Annotated in this window: 19 protein-coding genes; 2 read left to right on the top strand and 17 right to left on the bottom strand. The window is 45.1% G+C overall.

Annotated elements, in window-relative coordinates:
* Positions 1–128: 128 nt before the first annotated feature.
* The 14 genes from R7035_RS18320 to nrfB form a co-directional block, all read right to left on the bottom strand.
* On the bottom strand, positions 129–677 hold the full coding sequence (locus tag R7035_RS18320; protein WP_031778936.1) for a DUF882 domain-containing protein: 549 nt from the start codon (positions 675–677) through the stop codon (positions 129–131).
* Positions 678–843: 166 nt separating this feature from the next.
* A complete protein-coding gene (locus R7035_RS18315; RefSeq protein ID WP_005376852.1) occupies positions 844–2,385 on the bottom strand; it encodes a murein L,D-transpeptidase in 1,542 nt (513 codons plus the stop codon).
* A gap of 153 nt (positions 2,386–2,538) precedes the next feature.
* On the bottom strand, positions 2,539–3,621 hold the full coding sequence (locus R7035_RS18310) for a DUF1513 domain-containing protein (RefSeq protein ID WP_186584865.1): 1,083 nt from the start codon (positions 3,619–3,621) through the stop codon (positions 2,539–2,541).
* The gene (locus tag R7035_RS18305; RefSeq protein ID WP_186584864.1) at positions 3,602–4,639 is read right to left on the bottom strand and encodes an imelysin family protein; all 1,038 of its coding nucleotides are present in this window, start codon (positions 4,637–4,639) and stop codon (positions 3,602–3,604) included. Before R7035_RS18305 ends, R7035_RS18310 begins: the two co-directional genes overlap by 20 nt.
* Positions 4,640–4,649: 10 nt before the next feature.
* Complete coding sequence (locus R7035_RS18300; protein WP_104979495.1) at positions 4,650–6,032, bottom strand: di-heme oxidoredictase family protein; 1,383 nt, start codon at positions 6,030–6,032, stop codon at positions 4,650–4,652.
* 92 nt (positions 6,033–6,124) lie between these two features.
* Entirely contained in the window at positions 6,125–7,387 is a 1,263-nt protein-coding gene (locus R7035_RS18295) for an imelysin family protein (RefSeq protein ID WP_186584863.1), read from the bottom strand.
* Positions 7,388–7,561: 174 nt separating this feature from the next.
* The gene (locus R7035_RS18290; protein ID WP_025767283.1) at positions 7,562–8,158 is read right to left on the bottom strand and encodes a GTP cyclohydrolase II; all 597 of its coding nucleotides are present in this window, start codon (positions 8,156–8,158) and stop codon (positions 7,562–7,564) included.
* Between the two features lie 271 nt (positions 8,159–8,429).
* Positions 8,430–8,606: a hypothetical protein gene (locus tag R7035_RS18285; RefSeq protein ID WP_020480909.1), complete on the bottom strand. Its 177-nt coding sequence runs from the start codon at positions 8,604–8,606 to the stop codon at positions 8,430–8,432.
* A 146-nt stretch (positions 8,607–8,752) separates the two neighbouring features.
* Entirely contained in the window at positions 8,753–9,163 is a 411-nt protein-coding gene (gene nrfF, locus R7035_RS18280; RefSeq protein ID WP_085569796.1) for a heme lyase NrfEFG subunit NrfF, read from the bottom strand.
* Complete coding sequence (locus tag R7035_RS18275; protein ID WP_054577026.1) at positions 9,150–9,683, bottom strand: DsbE family thiol:disulfide interchange protein; 534 nt, start codon at positions 9,681–9,683, stop codon at positions 9,150–9,152. Before R7035_RS18275 ends, nrfF begins: the two co-directional genes overlap by 14 nt.
* Positions 9,661–11,568: a heme lyase CcmF/NrfE family subunit gene (locus tag R7035_RS18270; RefSeq protein WP_104975450.1), complete on the bottom strand. Its 1,908-nt coding sequence runs from the start codon at positions 11,566–11,568 to the stop codon at positions 9,661–9,663. The genes R7035_RS18275 and R7035_RS18270 overlap by 23 nt, the downstream gene beginning before the upstream one ends.
* A gap of 9 nt (positions 11,569–11,577) precedes the next feature.
* Positions 11,578–12,549: a cytochrome c nitrite reductase subunit NrfD gene (gene nrfD / locus R7035_RS18265; RefSeq protein WP_005386801.1), complete on the bottom strand. Its 972-nt coding sequence runs from the start codon at positions 12,547–12,549 to the stop codon at positions 11,578–11,580.
* Complete coding sequence (gene nrfC / locus R7035_RS18260) at positions 12,546–13,232, bottom strand: cytochrome c nitrite reductase Fe-S protein (protein WP_017636123.1); 687 nt, start codon at positions 13,230–13,232, stop codon at positions 12,546–12,548. The genes nrfD and nrfC overlap by 4 nt, the downstream gene beginning before the upstream one ends.
* A 1-nt stretch (position 13,233) precedes the next feature.
* On the bottom strand, positions 13,234–13,836 hold the full coding sequence (gene nrfB, locus R7035_RS18255) for a cytochrome c nitrite reductase pentaheme subunit (protein ID WP_318146215.1): 603 nt from the start codon (positions 13,834–13,836) through the stop codon (positions 13,234–13,236).
* Positions 13,837–14,286: 450 nt separating this feature from the next.
* On the opposite strand from nrfB, the gene nrfA reads away from it, so the two are divergent.
* Entirely contained in the window at positions 14,287–15,714 is a 1,428-nt protein-coding gene (gene nrfA, locus R7035_RS18250) for an ammonia-forming nitrite reductase cytochrome c552 subunit (RefSeq protein WP_132936792.1), read from the top strand.
* Between the two features lie 127 nt (positions 15,715–15,841).
* Here nrfA and R7035_RS18245 read toward each other — a convergent pair whose 3' ends face one another.
* The 3 genes from R7035_RS18245 to gyrA all read right to left on the bottom strand — a co-directional run bounded on the left by R7035_RS18245 (position 15,842) and on the right by gyrA (position 19,897).
* Positions 15,842–16,396 carry a hypothetical protein gene (locus R7035_RS18245; RefSeq protein WP_318146214.1) on the bottom strand — a complete coding sequence of 185 codons (555 nt, stop codon included), beginning with the start codon at positions 16,394–16,396 and terminating at the stop codon, positions 15,842–15,844.
* 42 nt (positions 16,397–16,438) lie between these two features.
* On the bottom strand, positions 16,439–17,062 hold the full coding sequence (locus R7035_RS18240; RefSeq protein WP_165935359.1) for a tetratricopeptide repeat protein: 624 nt from the start codon (positions 17,060–17,062) through the stop codon (positions 16,439–16,441).
* 123 nt (positions 17,063–17,185) lie between these two features.
* On the bottom strand, positions 17,186–19,897 hold the full coding sequence (gyrA, locus tag R7035_RS18235) for a DNA topoisomerase (ATP-hydrolyzing) subunit A (protein ID WP_017636128.1): 2,712 nt from the start codon (positions 19,895–19,897) through the stop codon (positions 17,186–17,188).
* Between the two features lie 475 nt (positions 19,898–20,372).
* Here gyrA and ubiG point away from each other — a divergent pair, with 475 nt between their 5' ends.
* The gene (ubiG, locus tag R7035_RS18230) at positions 20,373–21,080 is read left to right on the top strand and encodes a bifunctional 2-polyprenyl-6-hydroxyphenol methylase/3-demethylubiquinol 3-O-methyltransferase UbiG (protein ID WP_017636129.1); all 708 of its coding nucleotides are present in this window, start codon (positions 20,373–20,375) and stop codon (positions 21,078–21,080) included.
* The last annotated feature ends 345 nt before the right edge of the window (positions 21,081–21,425 follow it).

Genomic DNA, 21,425 nt, shown 5'->3' with positions numbered 1-21,425 from the left:
GATAACCTATACCGAATAAATTTGCATGAAAACTGCCGCAACTATGACACTAAGGCCTAGCGACTTCAAGCTTTGAACTGTGGGTAATCGACGACGTTCTGAGACTAGAAACCTTGTCTCAACTAGCACTACCAGGAACGAACAGCTCCCGTATCGATATGAACAAAGTTACTACCTGGATAATAACCCACGCCACCGGCTTTTAGGCTTAATGCAGCATCACGAACCGTTGAAAGCTTCACGCCGTCTAAACGAAAATCAATGGCCTTTCCTTCCATGTGCATGCTCTTTTTCGCTACACGAGAAGACCCGTTGCGCAGCGAGGCGTTAGTGGCAGGAGAACGGTAACCTGAAATGACGATCACCTCTGCTTCTGTACCAATTAACTTTTGAATTTGGCTTATTTGATCGAACAAGCGTCGATCCATCGGATGAACCTCATTCCGTCGATGGTCTCGACAAAACTCATTCAGCCTTTGAAGTTCATCATTAATGTATCGTTTTCCATCGAAATAGCATGTTTCGAGGATCTCTCCAGTATTAAGATTGTTCATCGCCAGCGCACGTGGCTCGTCAGGGAGTGAAGCCCAAGAAAATGATGGCAGGGCAGACGCCAACACCACACCACCAGCGGTCATTTTAAGGAAATCTCGGCGGGAAAAGTTACGACTTACCATTTCAAAATACAGTGCTCAACAACTAGACAAGTCGTGGACATTAACCAAACACATTTGTCACGTCAAATGCATAAAACGCTCCATCTTGATTTTCAGATGCAGTAATTATTGCTTAATTATTGAACGAAAAGAGAATTCTTCGTTTTGTAAATTTTCCTTAAAGATTTCAACTGCGGTGATCGTACTTATAGATATCATCACGGTAGTAAAGCGTTCCCTCTTCCAACCATGCTGTTTGATAAATGATGTGTACTTGAATGCGCTCTCCCAAAGGAACTGACGTGTTAGACCGACGAGAACTTTCTCGCTTTTTCGCTAAACGTTCTTCCAACCCCTGAGTTTTGAACAGAAGTTCTGCTAACTGGTCTGCATGTTCTACACGAACACATCCTGAGCTGAATGCGCGTCTGTCCTGTTCAAACAAGTTCTTACTTGGCGTGTCATGCAAATAAATAGCTTGTGGGTTAGGCATATTGAACTTGTACAATCCCAGTGCATTTTGTAAGCCCGACGCCTGTCGCATACGATAAGGAAATGTTCTCGGATTCACCGTTGCCCAATTGATGGTTGTAGGGTCAATAATTTCGTTCGAAGTCCAAGACCGAATGATTTGAATGTTATGGTTAATCAAATACATCGGATTACGTTTTACTTTAGGAATAATGTCTTTAACCATGATAGTCCAAGGCACGTTCCAAGTTGGGTTGAGAATAACTGAATCCAGTGCTACCGACATGATGGGCGTTTTTCTTGATGCTCTCCCTACCACGACTTTAGACTCAAACAAGGGTTGACCGTCATGCCAATACGTGACTTCGTATCCAGGCACGTTAACAAAGACAACATTATCCCTTTCTTTCGACCAAATTCTTGAACGCTCAGAATTCAACGCCAACAGATGCAATCGCTCTTGAGGAGAAAAGTTGATCCATCGAATGGTATTCGGGCCGATAACGCCATCTTCTTTCAAACCATGAATACGCTGGAACTCTTTTATCGCAAGCTCTAATTGTTCGTCATATTCTTCAGTGACTAAATCCAAGTAAGAAACATCTACGCCTACGATCTCCATTCGCTCAATCAATAGGGGTCTGTTTTCTAATATATCGCCAACACGTGCTAGCCCAGTTTGTTGATAGGCAGGATATTGGTACTGAGAATGTTCCGATAGCGAAGAATAGGCGGAGTAGAAAGCATCATCTGTTTGTAATGGAGACCGGAGACTTGCCAAAAACTGACCAAGTTTGCCAACCGTAATCTCATTACTCAGAACCGATAAAGTATCGATGCTAGGAGCGGGTAACGTAACATGGGCTTTGTCTGTAAATAGCCAATTAATCCCTTCTTCGGGGAGTTGCTCAAGATAACTAAGGTACATCAAGAGTGAATCTGTCATCACTAAATCGAAGTCGAGATTATCTCCCTGCCACCTTACTTGGTTTATCCGGTGAAGTTGATTTTCGAATTCATCGGTGACATCCGCAAGTGCGACCAGGTTTACTTGAAAAAGAAACTGCTCAATATCACTTTCATTTTCCCAGTTCAAACGGTAATTGGTGCTTTGATACAGTTGATCAATCACCTCTGGATAATGGATCATTTTTTCTACAGACAGCTTTTGTACCGCTCCCTCTTGCTCGACTTGCGCTGAAGCTTCGAGAGAAACGACGGTGGAAAAGCTGCAAAACGGCACCAGAAGTGCCGTCATGATTAAAACCCTAGCAAACACTGAAATGATCCTTGCGCTACTTGCCATAATAAAAAGTATGGCAAATATCTCACAGCTTGCAGGTTTAAAATTAAGAATCTGATGCCGAAAACGACAACAAAACTCTCTATAAGTAATTACTCAATGATCTTTCTAGATAATTCTCGACCAATGGTTATCCCATTGCACACCGCTTGCGAAGGTATTTTTTGACGCTTCGGGCTTTTGCTCTACCACTTTTCCCGCCCCAGAGCTGACTCGGAACTCATCGCCATAGACCACAACACCAGAAGCGTCTGGTAACGCACTTAGCTCGACCAATTTGCCAGTAGATTTAGACCATATACCATAACAACTGCCCGGAGGCGAAGTGGCTAAGATCCATTCATCGGTTGCTGCAATACTCGCAACGTAGTGATTGAAACGCGCCCACTCTTCAGGCTCGGCTTGAAGATCTTGCATTTCACCACCGCGTGTGTGCATGGCGATCAAAGCTGGATACTCGTCCGGCTCACCACGATATTGCTGACCACAAAGCACGGTTTCCGCACCGTCATGGGCTAAGTGGCGAATACTCAACTTATGATCCGGTAAAGACACTTGATCCAATAGCTCCCCTTCCTGTGAAAGGTAACTCAGACTCGGTCTCATGCTATCAAGATTGAGAGGTTCACGGCCGTTGGTGTGTACGCCACCGACGCCAATCGCTAGTGCGCCATCAGGCATCATGATCACTTCATGAGGGCCAAGGCCAAAACCCGTTAACTCATCGATTTTTTGATATTGCTTCTGCACATCATAAACACCAATGATCCCACGACTTGTCCCCCTCTCCCCTTCAGTGGCAAATAGCAACGTGCCATCATGGGAGTAAACGCCATGCCCATAGAAATGGCGGTTTGGTTTTGCTAGCTGCAGTTTGATCATCTGCTCTGAACGATAATCAAACACCATGAAGAAAGTACCTGGCCGACGACCAAAGACTACGGCGTGGCCTTGTTGGTTTGTTGCTACACCGTGACCACGCTCAGGAATCGGCAATGAAGATAGCGGCATACCATGCTCATCCGCTACAACCGCTGCATATTTATCTCGGCCAATGATAGAGCAGCCGATCAACGCAGGCTCACGTGAGCTTGTTGAAGCACAACCAAATGGCATCATAGGTGTAGCCGCCCCGAATAGAGCGGCTTTCAGTAAGTTTCGGCGGGTTTGATCAGTCACCATCGGTTGCATTAAATCCTATAACCACGCCAAGCTCGATCGCCACTTCTTCGTGAATCAGGTACTTCAATTGCTCTAGCTTATTGTACTGAGCGAGCACCATGCGATAGCCTTCTTTTGTTTGTAGTGCAACAAACAAGCTCTTATCTTCTGGCCAAGTTTCTAACGCCATTCCAAATTGATGAACAACACGGTCTGCGAGATCTGCATGGCCTTGCTCTCTAAGTAGCGCATCTAAACCATTCCCGTTAGCAAAGTACAACGCTTCCATCCCTTGAAGGTTGGCTTTTAAGTTTGAAAGCGAGGTCTCTGAACGCCACGATTCTGAGAAATACGGGCGAGGCTTACCAATCTTCGCTAGCGGTCGGCTCAACTTCTTCATGCTGTATTCAAGCTGATTCGAGAGCAGTGAAATGTACTCAGATTCCCATTCCGTCATCTCTAGCGATTTCCAAGGGTTCTCTGCCCAAGAATCCGCGATGATCTGCGCTTTGTTATCGAGGTTTTCTGCAATCGCTACGCCTGTCACACAAGTATTGCTGTTGCTAGATAAGGTCGACGCTTTATCGTAAAGCAGCCATTCCAGAGCCCCTAAACCTTGCACGGTGACACTTTGGGTGGAGATATCTTCTGCACTCCAAGCTTGGTCAGATTTCGTCAATACAGACATTTTACGACCAGTAGTGTTCTTTTTATCTGGCCAAAACTGAACATTCCAGCTTTGCTCCAGCGCCGTAGCAGGGCCACGTTCTTGACCTTGTAATGCCATCCACGCAAGCATCGTTTGATGCCACTGCTGTTTTACTTGTGCATCATCTTTCGACTCTGATGCGCAGTAACCTGCGAAGCGTTGTTCAAGTTCTGTGGTTTGCGCTAAAAACGTCTGAGCTGATTGAAACTCGACCTCGTACACGCTTTGAGAAATATGACTTGTACTCTCAGGCTTGGCAACGCTCGAACCGATGGTCGATTGGCAACCAACCAAACTTAACGTTGCGGCAATCGCACTCACTAATAGTGTTTTTTTCATGGTTGCTTCCTCATAGAGAATTCAGAAACGCAATCAATGCGTCACGTTCTTTTTTGTTCAGTGCTAAGACGTTTTGTTTCGCCGTTTCAGCTTCGCCGCCGTGCCACAACACCGCTTCCATCAGGTTACGAGCGCGGCCATCATGTAGAAAGTAAGTATGTGCGTTTACTTCTTCGGTATAACCAATGCCCCATAGCGGTGCTGTTCGCCACTCGCGGCCGTTTGCTTGATATTCCGGACGGTTATCGGCTAAGCCTTCACCCATGTCATGCAAAAGCATGTCGGTGTATGGGTGGATAAGCTGCTCAGAAAGCGCTGGTAACTCTGGTCGTTTCGCCGTTTTAACACTGGTCTTGTGGCAGCTTTCACAGCCAGACGCAGCAAAGATTTGCTTGCCAAGTTTCACGTTAGGGCCATTGACATTACGGCGAATAGGTACAGCTAAGTGCTGGCTGTAAAACTCTACGAAGTCGAGAATATTTTCACTCACTTCTGGTTTGCCGCCATTTGGCATGTCGTCACAAATGCTTTGTTTCGAGGTACAGTTTTCATTTGGGAATAAATGGCTCGTAAGACCCACATCACCATTAAATGCTGCTGCATTTTGCTGCATTAGCGTCGGTTGTCCTGCTTTCCAGCCAAAACGACCAATCGAGAAGTCGTCCTTCTCAATATCCCACACCTTATTGACTTTGCCTGAGATACCGTCTTTGTCGGCATCTTGTTCATCAGCCCAAGCAAGTAGCGTTTCGTCGGGAATACTCTCTAACAAACCAAGGCCGATCATTGGCGGTGCCACGCGTGCTGAGAACTCGGTATCAGGGTGCATATCGCCGTAACCCAGATCGGTAATGTTCAAATGAGGTTTTCTTAGCGTCACCGTCGTACCGTCTTTAAATTTCACTGGGACATCGGTGTAAGTGATTTCGATTTTGCCTTCTGGCGTTTGATCTTGCAGGGCGAAATCTTGAAGCTGGCCACCATAAGTCGGCTCAGGTATGCCGCCATCTTTGATGTAAGCTTTCTTTTGTTCTGGCGTCATCGCAGGAATGCTTAAGCGCACTAACATAGACACTGCATGTAAATCATCTTTCTCTGGCGGATGACCACGACCGTCTTTGATGTGACAATTCTGACAACCATTGGTGTTAAAAAGCGGGCCTAAGCCATCACGAGCGTCTGTTGACGCTGGCGCTTGTACCCAAGGGTTGCGGAAAAAGCTGTTACCGACGCTAAAATCGAGGCGTTTGCTCATTGGCAAGTTAGCAGCAGGAAGAGAATAGGCATTCGCGCCGTCTTTTTTAACACTGGTTTTGCCACCAGACTTAACATCATAAGCCATGGCAGAAGAAGAAAGGATCGCGGCTAGCGCAGAAATTAGGTATGGCTTCATATCATTGCTCTACATAGACAACAAGGGTGATAACAACGAGCTCAAACGTCAAAAGGGCTCACAAAGAGCCCTTATTTATTATGGTTTTCTTATTAAAACTCGTGGTCAGCAGTATCAGGGCTTAGGCTGTCGATGCCGACAATGCTTGCCGCACGCTCAATCGCACCGGTTTGTGCTACCAACGACATGATGGTGTCGTTTACTAGCGCGTTGCCTTGTGCGTTACCCGCTGCAATAAGTTGGTCAAAGTGCTGGTTGTTCTTCTCTGCAGAAGTCACTAGCTCACCAACTTGGCTACGTGTTGTATCAAACTGCTTTTGAATGTCGGTCGCGGCTCTCTTATCTTTTTGAGCAACAAGATCAGCAATACTTGGACCAGATAGCGCTTTGCCGTTTACACCTTTGTATGTACCTGTGTAAACGTTGTAGATGCCTTGCTCGTTGTAGTAGTGAGAATTATGCGTGTTGTCTGAGAAACAATCGTGCTCGTCTTCAGTTGAGTTCGCTTCTAGTGCCACTTTCATGCGCTCACCCGCTAGCTCACCTAGAGAAAGAGAACCCATGCCGAATAGCATCTTACGTAGACCATTGTCCGCTGAGTCGTTCAGTAGCTCTTCACGGTAGTTACCTTTTACTTCAGCAGACCACTGCTTTTCCATCCACTCAAGGTCTTGAACCAGTAGATCAGCGGCTGCTTTTAGGTACTCTCCACGACGCTCACAATGGCCATTCGTACACTCAGAACCCACAACGAAATCAGTGTAAGCGCGTTGACCTGCGCCTGCGTTAGTGCCGTTTAGGTCTTGGCCCCAAAGCAAGAATTCAATCGCGTGGTAACCTGATGCAACGTTTGCCTCAGAACCACCTACTTCGTTTAAATCTGCTAGTAATTCTGGCGTAATTTTTGAAACGTCCAGTTTAGAAGCACCAATCTGCAGACTTGTGTTTGCGATGATGTTTGCAGCCGCACCTTCGTTACCCAATTCGTATTGGTAGTCCGCTGCTACGTAGTCGATCAGACCTTCATCAAGTGGCCACGCGTTTAACTGACCTTCCCAATCGTCAACAATCGCGTTACCAAAACGGAAAACTTCAGACTGTTGGTAAGGCACGCGAGAATCTAGCCAAGCTTGTTTTACTTCTTCAAGCTTTTTCGCTGATGGTGATTTTAGAAATTCGTCGATTTTTACGTCAAGCGCCTTCGCTGTTGTTACTGAATCAGCAAACACAGCATGGGCAACGTCCGCGTAATGTTCGACTACTTGTTGTTTAGTTACTGTGGCAGCAACGGTAGAACCACTGGCAATGAGGAGTGATGCAGCAATAGATTGGACTAAAACTTTTTTTGCATTCATCTGAAGCATCCTTGTTGAGCTTTTCAATTATCGTATTAGTAGTGCTAATTATTCTTATTTGCACTTTAGTCTCGAGATAATACAAATTTACAATTTATTTGCAACTCCAGATACAAAAAAACCTCATAAAAATGAGGTTTTTCACAGGCTTTATTGTCAGTTTTATCTTTAGGATTAAACCTTTAGGTCATGTTTTCCGTGAGAGACTTTTGCCTTCAGATAATTTTCGTTGCCATCTTTGATATGTGCAGAGGTATTGACAACCTCGCCAATTTCAATTCCGTACTCAGATAACTCACGAATTTTCTTAGGGTTGTTCGTCACGAGGCGGATCTTATTCACGCCTAAAGCTTCTAGCATTTGTGCTGCTTCTGTGAAATCACGCAGGTCATCATCAAAGCCCAAATGGTTGTTAGCTTCGTACGTGTTCATGCCCTGGCTTTGTAAGCGGTATGCATCGATCTTATTGTACAAACCAATACCACGACCTTCCTGACGGAGATACAAGATGATACCACCGGACTCGCCCATGCGATTGATCGTCTCTTCTAGTTGCTCACCACAGTCACAGCGTGAAGAGTGAAACACATCGCCTGTCAAACACTCAGAGTGCATACGAACTAAAGGCATGTCCTGAGTTTGGTCCGCTTGTTTAAAGATAATAGCAACATGCTCTTTGTCTGTCTTCAGACCATGGAAAGACAGAATTTCGGCATCAATGTTACTTTTTGCCCCGACTTTAAAATCTACTCTGGCACGTACTTCCGCCATATCTATACTCACTCGATTTATTGCTTGATGCGCTTGATGCGTTTTCGTTATTGCATTCATGGGATTTACTCGTTGCTCTTCAACTATGGGGACTGATACCGCATTTTGCAATATAGAGATCACAATTGAGGGCAGTTATCCACTCAAGACAGCAAAAGAGAAACACTCTCCAACTGAACAATTGTTATATTATAACAATTTAAAAAAACTACAATAAAAAACCCCAGACAAATTTTGTCTGGGGTTTCAAGAAGGTCGTTTGGTCTATCTTTTAATGAGTCTGACTGCGCTTCCAAACGGCGAGTTCAATCCAAACTGCTTCGAGTTCTTGGATTTCCTCGTCGGTCAACACGGCGAGCGTTGAAGTAACTTGAGGCAGGTTCGGTGATTGCAATGCACGAATCTGCGAATAGAAGTCTTTTTTAAGTTGTAATATAACTGAATCCACTGCGTGCACCTATTTCGTTCTTTTATTACTTATCCAGCTCAAAATTTTTATTTTCTTTATACTGGAAACTTCATAAATTCGGAAAAATGATAACATTCTGCTTGTTAAGTGCACAATTTATTTTTAATAGTGGAATAACGGTCACATTAATTACGCTTCACCATTCGGATCGAATATAAGACAAAAAAGATCAAAAATAGCACAGGAAAGATCCACAACAGCGCCGTGGAATAATTTAATGGTGGTTGATACAGAACAATATTCCCATAACGAGCAACTAGATAGTCCTTTATTTCTTGATCTGAGCTGCCTTCATTGGCCATCGTATACACTTTCAACCTCAGGTCTTTGGCCGCCTGTGCATTAGACTCGACAAGGTTTTGGTTTTGACACTGCGGGCAGCGTAATGTCTTGGCTAGCGAGGTTGCACGCTGTTGCACTTCAACAGAATGAAAATCAAACAGATCAACATTCTGTTCTAAATCCGCACTTCTCGTGAAAGGAGAAAATAGTATAAATAGGATTAAAGTGAGGAGAAGATTATTAAATCGAAACATTCAAGTATCCTGAAAATATATCGTTCCATTTATCTGCCGTTAGCTCTCCACGATATTTGATCAATATACGACCATTTTGATCAATCAAGTAAGTTTCCGGCGTTCCTATAACACCTAGCTCCACAGCGAGCTTTCCATTAGGGTCACTAATTACTTCAATATATGGGTTTCGTTTAGAGCTCAAATATTCACGGGCAGCTTGTTTTTGATCTCTATAATTCAGCCCAATAATAGGCACACCGAGTTCTGCTAACTGCAATAACTCTTCATGCTCTCGCTTGCATACCCCGCACCAAGATGCCCAAACATTCAATAATTTATATCCGTCGCTTTTGAACAATTGCTCAGAAACTATGTCATCAGAGATCAGAGAAGTAGAGCGAAAATTAGGTGTCTCTAAATTTCGTTGTGGGGACAATTCGACATGTGGTCGCTCAGACAAGGCCACCGCAGTAACTACAGCAAACACGGCAACAGCCACAACGAGACCTGCGAGTTTAAGCGTATTTCTCGATCGCATTGATAGCCTCTCTCCTTTTCTTTAGGCCTGTTAATAGCGCACCAAACACAGCTAATAGCCCGCCAGACCATATCCACCAAATGCCTGCGCGGTACTGAACTTTAATCGCATAAGCATGAGTGTCGACTTTGTCACCCAATGTCACGTAATAATCGCCATGCCATAGTGAACGAATCGCAGGCTCGGTCATATTCATCACTCGCACAGGGTAATGACGCTTTTGCGGGTTGAAATTGAGCATGCGGCCATCTTCCAAGTGCAAGGTGATCTGTCCTTGTTCAGCGGTGTAGTTTGGCCCCACCAGCCATTCGATACCATGATAATCGATAGTGATCCCCGCCCTTTGTTGAGAACTGCCGGGTTCGACACGTAAATTGTGTTCATATGAGTAGTGACTGTTGAATACAGCTCCACTCACCGCCAGCGCAAAACCGATATGTGCCATCACGATTGGCATGAGTTTGCGCTTATTGGAACAACGAAACAGCATAACGAGATGCGCCGCAATCACCCAAGTAGCCAACGTTATGGTTAGCAATACTTCGAAATGCAGTGCGTGCACTAAGAAGATAAACCCGATCCCAGAGACAAGAGATAACGCAATACTGATCGCAATATCAGCGCTTACACTCGGCACTGTGCCTTTTGTCCATTTCAGCAGCGGCGTGAAAGCTAAGGAAATCAGAGCCAGTATGCTTAATGGGAAGATCAGACTATTAAAATAAGGTGCGCCAACTGAAATGTTCCCTAAACCGAGCAGTTGATAAACCATCGGATAAAAAGTGCCAAGAAAAACGATAGCAGTCGCAATAACCAGCAGCCCTTTGGCGATGTAAGCAGTGTAAGCTCGGCTCGCTAGAGATTGAAGTTTGAAGCGAGGGAGTTGTTCTCCTCGCAAAATCAATACGCCAAAAGTGATGATGATAAGCAAGCTCAATACACCAAGCAGCACTAAACCCTTAGTTGGGTCCACCGCAAAAGCATGCACTGAAGTCAGCACGCCAGAGCGCACCACGAATGTCCCTAAAATGCTTAGGCTGAACGTAGCAAACGCCAGTGCATAGGTGCTCCAAATTGCGCCTCTGTTACGTGTTGCGACAACACCGCTGTGCAACAAAGCAGTACCAGTAAGCCAAGGGAGTAGAGAAGCGTTCTCCACAGGGTCCCAAAACCACCAGCCGCCCCACCCTAGCTCATTGTACGCCCACCATGATCCCACCAAGATACCCAACGTGAGCGTTCCCCATGCAAAAAACGCTGCGCTTCGAGCAACCACATACCAATCGCTCATCGGTTGTTTACCCAATAGCGCTGCTAATGCAAAAGCTAATATTGCTGCGTAACCGACATAACCGAGATAAAGCAATGGTGGATGAATGATAAGCCCAACATCTTGCAACATTGGGTTTAGATCTCGTCCTTCCGACGCCAATACTTGGGCATACTCGAACGGGTTAGAGGTCATTAACGTGAACCAAGCAAATGTCGCAATAAGAACGTTCATGATTCCTAAACAGTCACAAGTATATTGGGCGTTGAGCGGTGACTTAAATGCAATAAACGACGCCCATAAACTCAAGGTGACGACCCAAAACAACATGGAGCCTTGGTGCCCACCCCAAGCGGCAGCAATTTTGAACGCCACGGGAAGTTGACTGTTGGAATGCGTAACAACATATTCCAACGCGAAGTTGTCTTGCACGAAGCAGACGATCAGAAGTGCTAAACAAATGATGGAAGCTAAGCTAATGATGTGGGACATCGCGACTTGATGCGGCAATGTCGCCTTCTTACCCATAGCACGACGTAGCCAATGCAGCAACGATGCACAAGTCGATGTTACAGCCACCAATATCAGTAAGAAGAACCCTAGCTCAGCCTCCATTTTTCCCCCTTACACTATGGTCATTTGACCGGCATAGAGAATGAAAGTACGTAGCATAAGTACGCCAACCAAGCTCAACGTCGTGACCACAAAAACGTAACTGCCTTTGTGGCGCACTTCTGAAGGCGTTAACCAATTGAGAGTCAAAGGCGTAATCATGCCGATGAACACTACGCCAACCCAGAACCATTGAGCCCAGAATCCACTCGAAATAGCATTCCAAGCCGCGACTTCGTTCTGACCACCGCTGAAGATCAGTCCAGTAAAGAATGTCACTAAGACAAACAACTCAAACAACACTACAGGGCGTTCAAATCCGTGCACCCAAGACACACTTGGGCTGCTGGTCGACTCTTTAAACACCAAGATGCCGAACATCAAGCATGCCGCTGCACCCGAGGACAAACTAGAGAACAGGAACAAGATTGGCAGTACTGGATTGTTTAGCATTGGGTAAGTCTTCAATGCAGACAATAGAAAGCCAGTGTACGCTGCAAGCACGATGGCTAAGAAGCCCAAGAACAATTCAATTGCGTTGTTGGCTTTCCCCGCCTTAATCAAAATGCCATCGGCAAAATCCAACAGTTTGCTCGGTAACTTACCCTCACAAAAGCTGATGATTTGATGGCGGAAGATAACGCCGATCCAAACAAACAGCACCAGCATGTACACTTGGAACAAGATCACGCCCATCGACATCACAGACGTTGGGTTGTAGTAGATCATGATCTTCCAAAACTCTAAAGGCTTGGTTAAATGGAAAATCAAAATTGCCAACCCAGCAATGATGCCAAATGGCGCAAGCCAAGCCATCGCTTTCATGATGCCGTTGTTTGCGGGATCACCTTCAATCACTTTGCGTTTTAAATAGATAGAAATCATCACCGCACCTGCTGACATCCCAGCAAGGAATAAGTAAATCGCGATGATCCAATCCCAGACTAACGAGTCAAAGTGGAATGCACTTTCGAAGCCGTTCATGATGACACCTCCCCTTTGCTATGCGGAATTTTGTACAGTTTAGGTTGCGTACCTAAATGCGATTTATCGCGATAGACAACATGGCTTTCGATAGCTTTGCTCACCTCGCTAGTTGGGTCATTCAAATCACCAAAGATGAGTGCTTTTGTTGGGCAAGATTCCACGCAAGCTGGCTGTTTACCTTGCGCTAGGTTGGTATCACGGCAGAAGTTACATTTATCCGCAGAGTGATCGACTGGATTAAAGAAGCGCACTTGGTAAGGGCAAGCGGCAAGGCAATAACCACATCCGACACATTTCTCTTTGTGCACATCCACGATGCCGGTCGCTTCATCTTTGTATGCAGCGCCTGTTGGACAAACGTACACACATGGTGGGTTATCACAGTGCTGACAGGATTCGCGAGTAAACTGGTATTCCACATCTGGAAATTCGCCAATCGGTTCACTGCGATGAATTTTAAGTCGCGTTACGCCTTCGGGGACTTTATTTACTTCGCGACAAGCATCGGTACAAGCGGTACAGCCAATACAGGCATTTTCATCATGAACCATACCCATGCGTTTCGCTTGTTCACTGTTGCTGGCATAGAGAGAGGAGCTAACAACGGAAGTGCCTGCAACGCCTGTAGTTAAAATCAACGCGCCGCTGCCGGCTAAAAAGTTTCTTCTCGAACATTTCATGCTATCTCTCCTCTTCTTTGGCAAGTTCAGGTTCGACGGCAAATTCAGAGTGACAATCCACACACTGCTTGATCAGTTGTTTTCTGTCGTACGACAACGCTTTGGTTTTCGCTGCGTGTACATCGTGGCAATTTGAACAAGTGAGGTTTTTGGCGTGCACATCGTGCGTCCAGTGGCTTTCTCTCAGCTGTGTCGGTGCGTGGCAATCCACACATTGGCCGTTGGCTTTAAGAATCATGCTTGGATCAAGGAACACTTTGTCGTGTACCTCTTTCGATTGCGCGGCAGAAAACTTAATCACATCAGGCGCACCTTCACGATGGTCGGGACCAATGTTGCTATGGCAATTGGTGCAATTAAGTTGCTTCCCTTGGCTGAGTAGAGCTTGCGGGTCATGCGAAAGGTTCAGAGTCTCTTTTACATCCTTATGACATTGCAGACACTTGTAGTCACGGTCACGGATCAACTCGACTTGGTGACGCTCAGCTTGAGCACCTTCAATCGGCTCTGAAGAAGTCGCATGGGCGGCGATGGAGAAACCATAGATGGCAAAGACGAAGAGAAGTTTCAGCATTGTCTCTATGGTCAATTTTATATTGCCCATATTGTTCTTTCCTTAGCTCGATAATAATTGATAACTATTCTCAATTATTTATTTGAGCGACAATTAATTTCCTCTGAAGATATTTTTTAGATCTTCAAATGACATCAATTCTTATTTCGGAAAGCCACAACGCTAAACCTATATTTATAATACCTCTATTATTCATAAGGGGTAGAAACGCCTGCTCAAAAAGCGAACTAAATCACCCTATTTTTAAAAAGGTTAAAAACCCAAAGCATTGCAGAACAATGACTTAACAACTACCACTTTAGAGGTATATAAATTCAAACATGACTGAGATCACTGGTGTAAATTGATCTAAAACAAGACAAGATTCACTCACTATTTCATCTATCCAATTAAGCAATATTATTAATCGTAGATCTCCAGTTCTTATTTGGAATAGCTCCTCACAACGCTGCTAATAAAAACGAATATGGAGATAACACTGTGAGCATAAAACACTGGATGAGCGCACCTATTGCGGTTGCGACCTTATTCGCCAGCCAATTATTTTTGGTCGGCGCTCCGTTAGCGGCAGAAGAGAAGGATTTTATCGATCCTCGTAACGATGTCTTTGAACAGAACCACTCTGATCAATACCATTCTTGGAAAGCAACATCCGAAAGTGAGCACATTGAAGATGCTCTAAGTGAAGACCCAAACATGGTTATCCTGTGGGCAGGTTATGGCTTCGCGAAAGACTACAACAAAGCGCGCGGTCACTTTTACGCACTTGATGATGTTCGCCAAACCTTACGTACCGGCGCACCAACCGACGAGAAGTCCGGGCCTATGCCGATGGCGTGCTGGAGCTGTAAAAGCCCAGACGTTGCTCGCGTGATTGATGAACGTGGTGAAGACGGTTATTTCGAAGGTAAATGGGCACGCTTAGGCTCAGAAATCGTCAACCCTATCGGTTGTTCCGATTGCCACAACACAGGCTCTGAAGCCTTCAAGAAAGGCGAACCTGCGCTAGCACTGACTCGCCCATACGTCGAGCGTGCTTTTGATACTATTGGTAAAAACTTTGATGAACAGTCTCGCCTAGATAAGCAAGCATCGGTCTGCGCTCAATGTCACGTTGAATACTACTTCACCGGCCCAACTAAAGCGGTTAAATTCCCATGGGATATGGGCACCACCGTTAATGACATGGAGAAATACTACGACGCGTTGAATTTCAAAGATTGGACGCATGCCGTATCTAAAGCGCCGATGCTAAAAGCGCAACATCCAGGTTTCGAAACTTGGAGAGCGGGTATTCATGGTAAAAACAAAGTGGTGTGTGTGGACTGCCACATGCCTAAAGTGACCAAAGAAGACGGTACGGTGTACACAGACCACAAAGTGGGTAACCCATTTGATCGTTTTGAAGACACCTGTGCGCAATGCCATACCCAAACTAAAGAGCAGCTACAAGGCATCGTCTCGACTCGCAAAGCGCAAGTACTGAACATGAAGCTAACCGCCGAGAAGCAAATCGTAGCGGCACACTTTGAAGCAGGAGCAGCGTGGAAAGCAGGTGCAACAGAAGCAGAGATGGAACCTATCCTACAAGATATTCGCCATGCACAATGGCGTTGGGACTACGCGATTGCTTCTCACGGTGTTCACATGCATGCTCCTGAGGTAGCACTTGAAGTACTAGGTACTGCAGTTGACCGCGCTGCTGACGCCCGTACCAAATTGGTTCGTTTACTGGCAACCAAAGGCATTACTGACCCTGTTCAAATTCCAGATATCTCGACCAAAGCGAAAGCACAACAAGCACTGGGCATGGATATGGATAAGATGAACGCAGACAAGAAACACTTCCTAGAAACAGTAGCGCCAGAGTGGGATAAAGCAGCAGCTGAACGCGAAGCCACGTATTAGTCTAACTGGCAACGGTTAACTTATAGATACAACAAGGGGCGTACTGAACGCCCCTTTTTTTTGTTTTGTTTCTTTGTTATCTTTATTTCTTCATCCCCGATTCTATCGAGAGACAAAATCGAACGTACTAGCGACGAGGAAGCCTCGGTCTAGGCTGAATATTTGGACGTGCTTTAGGTATCTGCACATTTGGACGAGCAACTGGACGCTGGATCTTCGTTTCCGGTAATGCTTTTCTTTGTTGAACCTTTTCTTTTACCGCTTTGTCTTGTAAAGTCGCTGGCTCAATACGTTCCGGACGATTCTCCCATTTGGTTTTAATCTCTTGCTTTTGCTCGTCAGGCAATGATTGCCAATGATCGTCGAGTTGGCGTTTCATGTTATCGATATTGGCGGACATATCGTCGTCTTTCCAATCTTCGATTTTGTCTTTGATGGATTGCTGTTGGTCTTCATCTAAACCATTCCACCACTCTTCCAGTTTCTCTTTGTATTCATCGTCGTTATCGCAACAGCCCGGATAGTAATAAATCCAGTAGTCGTCATGATCGTACCACCACGGGTCGTAGTAACCCGATGAATAATAAACCGTAGAGGAAGAGCCAGAATGATCGGAAGAGCTACAACCCGCCAGCACAGAGCCGGACAGCAAAACCAATATGCTTAGTGCTTTATTTTTCATTCGTTGCCCACCTTTCCCTCTATTGCTTGTTAAATTGTACGCTTACAACAGCTCTTTTGCTTTGTTAATAGAGTTAATGATTTGCACCCTATCTAAATTTGGATCATTAGAATCTAATAATAGTACCCAGGCATCAATCGCTTCCTGAAATCGGAATGACAGAAAATGATCATTTGCGATCAAAGACAAAGCGGCTTCATTGTGCGGTTCTATCTGCAAAGCTTGCTCCAAAAGCAAGCTAACTTCTTGCGTCATTGATTGCTGGTGAATGTAGTACAAGGTCGTCGCTTTTGCGGCAAGTTGCGTGGCACTGACTGGCTCAGTCAGTTGGATCGCGTAATCAAAACAAATCAGCGCGCCATCAAATTCCCCCTCTAGCAGGTAGCCCTGCCCGAGTTGGAACCACAATTCAGCGTTGTTCGGATCTTCACGCAACTGGTCTTGAATCTCTTTCATGATGTCACGAGCAGTCATCATTCGTGACATTTCCGCTTGTATTGGTTTAGGCGGAGTTTGATGCAGCAATAAGAAACTGGCACTCGTCACGACAAATACTAACAGGCAAAAGCCAAACCATTGAGCGGGTTTAACTTTTGATGCACTCAGTGATAAGAGTACGATAAACAGCCCCATCAGAGTGATGGCAGCGAAAAACCAAACAGACATAACACGTCCTGTAAACAAAGATAACGTCAGTGTACGCATTTCTTACTTTAAATGCGTTGATACAGATACAAAAAAGCCGAGCAACTAAGGCTCGGCTTTTCATATCAGGATAACGATGTAAGATTACTCTTCGTTACCTTCCTCTGCATCATCAGCAGCTGGAGCGTCTTGCTGCGTATTTTCGTCTGTTGACTCTAACGCTTCTGCATCTTCATCAGCAGGCAGCTCTTCATCATCAACTTCTTCAATACGTTGCAAACCAACAACTGATTCATCTTCCGCAGTACGGATAAGCGTTACACCTTGTGTGTTACGACCAACTTGGCTAACTTCACCCACACGAGTACGTACTAACGTGCCAGCGTCGGTGATCATCATCATTTCATCACCTTCAACAACCTGGATAGCACCAACTACCGGGCCATTTCGCTCAGAAACTTTGATAGAAACTACACCTTGAGTGCCACGACCTTTTGTCGGGTACTCGCTAAGTGCTGTGCGTTTACCATAACCGTTTTCTGTAACCGTTAGGATGTCGCCTTCGTGCGAAGGAACAATAAGTGATACAACTTGGTCATTTTCAGCCAGTTTCATACCACGAACACCAGAGGCGGTACGACCCATAGGACGAACACCTTTAAACTTGATCTCTGGCTGACCATTCTCATCAAGAACTGGTTTACCATTTTCATCAAGTACTGGAATCTCTTCTGCTTCTTTAAAGCGAACCACTTTACCCGCTTTAGAGAACAGCATGATTTCATTTTCGCCGTTAGTGATATCCACACCGATTAACGAATCGTCTTCACGTAGGTTCACAGCGATTAGGCCGTTTGAACGTACGTTTGCAAACTGGTTCAACGGCGTTTTCTTAACCGTACCGTCACCTGTTGCCATGAAGATGAATTTGTCTTCAGAGAATTCATCAACACGTAGAATCGCGGTAATGCGCTCACCTTCTTCGAGTGGAAGGATGTTTACGATTGGCTTACCACGCGCAGTACGGCTCGCTAGAGGCAATTGGTAAACTTTCAGGCGGTATGTTTTACCACGAGTAGAGAAACACAAGATGTTATCGTGGGTATTCGCCACTAGAAGACGCTCGATATGGTCTTCATCTTTCATCTTAGTCGCACTCTTGCCTTTACCACCACGGCGCTGTGACTCGTAGTCGCTCAGTACTTGGTACTTAACGTAACCACCGTGAGATAGAGTAACCACAACGTCTTCACGTGCGATCAGCTCTTCCATGTCAATATCATGGCTCGCAGCTGTGATTTCTGTACGACGAGCGTCACCAAAGCCGTCACGAACCGCTTCAAGTTCTTCACGGATCACTTCCATCAAACGCTCAGTGCTCGCAAGGATATGCATGAGTTCAGCGATTTCTTCTAGAAGTGTTTTGTATTCGCCTAGAATCTTCTCGTGTTCTAGACCTGTTAGTTTATGTAAACGTAGATCTAGGATAGCTTGTGCTTGTTGCTCAGTCAGGAAGTACTGACCATCACGAATACCGTATTCAGGCTCTAGCCATTCAGGGCGCGCAGCATCTGTACCAGCACGCTCTAGCATTGCTGAAACGTTGCCTAAATCCCAACCACGAGCGATAAGACCCGCTTTTGCTTCAGCCGGTGTAGGTGCCTTACGGATAAGCTCAATAATTTCATCAATGTTAGCAAGCGCTAGAGCTAAACCTTCAAGGATATGAGCACGTTCACGCGCTTTACGCAGTTCGAAAATAGTACGGCGTGTCACAACTTCACGACGGTGATCAACAAAGCACTTCAACATATCTTTTAGGTTGAATAGCTGTGGCTGGCCATTGTTTAGGGCCACCATGTTGATACCGAAAGTGGTTTGCAGCTGAGTCTGAGCGTAAAGGTTGTTTAGAACTACTTCGCCCACAGCATCGCGCTTACACTCAATAACAATGCGCATACCGTCTTTATCTGACTCGTCGCGCAGTGCACTGATACCTTCTACTTTCTTATCTTTAACTAGCTCAGCGATCTTTTCGATCAAGCGAGCTTTGTTCACCTGGTAAGGAATTTCAGTGACGATAATGGTCTCTTTACCATTCTTCTCCACTTCGATGTCCGCTTTCGAACGCATGTAGATTTTGCCGCGACCTGTTTTGTACGCGTCTACAATGCCTTTACGACCGCTGATAAGCGCCGCCGTTGGGAAATCAGGACCAGGAATGTAATCCATTAGTTCATCAATAGTGATTTCTTCATTATTGATGTATGCAAGACAGCCATCAATCACTTCGCCAAGGTTATGAGGCGGGATGTTGGTTGCCATACCTACTGCGATACCAGAAGCACCGTTAACCAATAGGTTTGGAATTTTAGTTGGAAGAACCGCTGGGATCTGCTCAGTACCGTCGTAGTTTGGTACGTAGTCTACGGTTTCTTTGTCTAGGTCAGCCAATAGTTCATGGGCAATTTTTGCCATTCGAACTTCGGTGTAACGCATTGCCGCAGCAGAGTCGCCATCGATCGAGCCAAAGTTACCTTGACCATCGACCAGCATGTAACGAAGCGAGAACGGCTGAGCCATACGTACGATTGTGTCGTACACAGCACTATCACCATGTGGGTGATATTTACCGATTACGTCGCCGACAACACGGGCTGATTTTTTATATGGTTTGTTCCAATCGTTGCCTAGTACGTTCATCGCGAATAAAACGCGGCGGTGTACTGGTTTTAGGCCATCACGCACATCTGGAAGAGCACGACCCACGATGACTGACATCGCATAGTCTAGGTATGAACCTCTAAGCTCATCTTCAATGTTTACGGGCGTGATCTCTTTAGCTAAATCGCTCATAGAGCCATTATCCCTCTATTATCTGATCGTAATTACGATACGTGTAAGGTGCAAAAATATAACACACAATTCATCACTTCGGCATCACTTTCCCTCTCCTTTTATCAGGTTGTGAGCTTGGTTATGAATCAAATGTCGAGAATTTGCACACTCATCCCATATCTTTCTGATTAGTGGTTATATTTCGGTCAATATTGAGCAAAATCGGACCCTTTACGCGGAAAAGCGAGGTAAATTCCTTTAACCACACAACGCGAAAATGCAGGTTTTAGAGTTATTATCACTGGCACCAGTTCAAGGATGAACCAAAAACAATAGTTAGCGCTTTACAAATTACAGGCACCTGTCTCGATTGCCGCGCCAATGGACTCTGTCATTGTCCCTTAACTAAGCACATCGAGGTTGTTTGGGTGTAAAACGTTGGAGTATACTGGCGCCCTCTAAAGGACTCAGATTGAATGCAATAAAACCAATTATGACTAAAGCACAAAACGTCGACCCAAGTGAAATTAAGAAATTCGAGGACATGGCTTCTCGATGGTGGGATTTAGAAGGCGAGTTTAAGCCGCTTCATCAAATTAACCCACTTCGTTTGAACTATGTACTTGAAAAAGCAAATGGCTTGTTTGGCAAGCGAACACTTGATGTCGGCTGTGGTGGTGGCATTCTTGCTGAAAGCATGGCAAAAGAAGGCGCTATTGTGACGGGGCTTGATATGGGTAAAGAACCATTAGAAGTCGCGCGACTACATGCATTAGAAACAGGCACTCAACTGACCTACATTCAGAGCACAATAGAAGACCACGCTATAGAAAACGCAGGAACTTACGATGTCGTGACTTGTATGGAGATGCTTGAACACGTTCCAGATCCTCTCTCCGTTATCCGCTCTTGTGCTGCGCTAGTCAAACCCGGTGGTCACGTGTTTTTCTCAACTTTGAACCGAAACATTAAGTCGTACTTATTTGCTATTGTCGGTGCTGAGAAGCTTCTTAAGATTGTTCCTGAAGGCACTCATGAGCACGATAAGTTTATCAAGCCAGCCGAAATGATGAAGATGATAGACCAAACTGACCTGACGGAAATGGGCATTACTGGGCTTCATTACAACCCTCTAAATGATAGCTACAAACTCGGTCGTAATGTAGATGTAAACTACATCGTTCATACTAAAAAATACTGAACGCTATTAAGTTAAAAAATGAGTTTTGTGATTGACATTTTTTAAAGAAAATGAATCGGAAGCGGTAGCACAAAGTTGCCGCTTTTTTTGTCTTTTTATGGCTAAAATTCGTGCTCTAGATTCCATTTTGACCAAGCCATTTTTCGTAGATAAAAACGGCCAAAGATCAAGGAAAATATTTTTGCATGCGGTTATTTCTAAACCGATCTCGAAACCGTACTTTTAACCATTCAAGTCTGCCCTTTTCTCATCGGTTAGTGTTCACTTACTGATTTTTTTCATTTTGTCAGTTATCCACAAGTCATCCCCGATCTGTACCTTGATAAATCAGTGTAATAGCACTAT

This window comes from Vibrio sp. 1731 (assembly GCF_033339955.1).
Classification (GTDB): Bacteria; Pseudomonadota; Gammaproteobacteria; order Enterobacterales; family Vibrionaceae; genus Vibrio; species Vibrio alginolyticus.
Note: the sequence above shows the minus strand (reverse complement) of the source record. Positions and strands in the feature narration are given on the sequence as shown.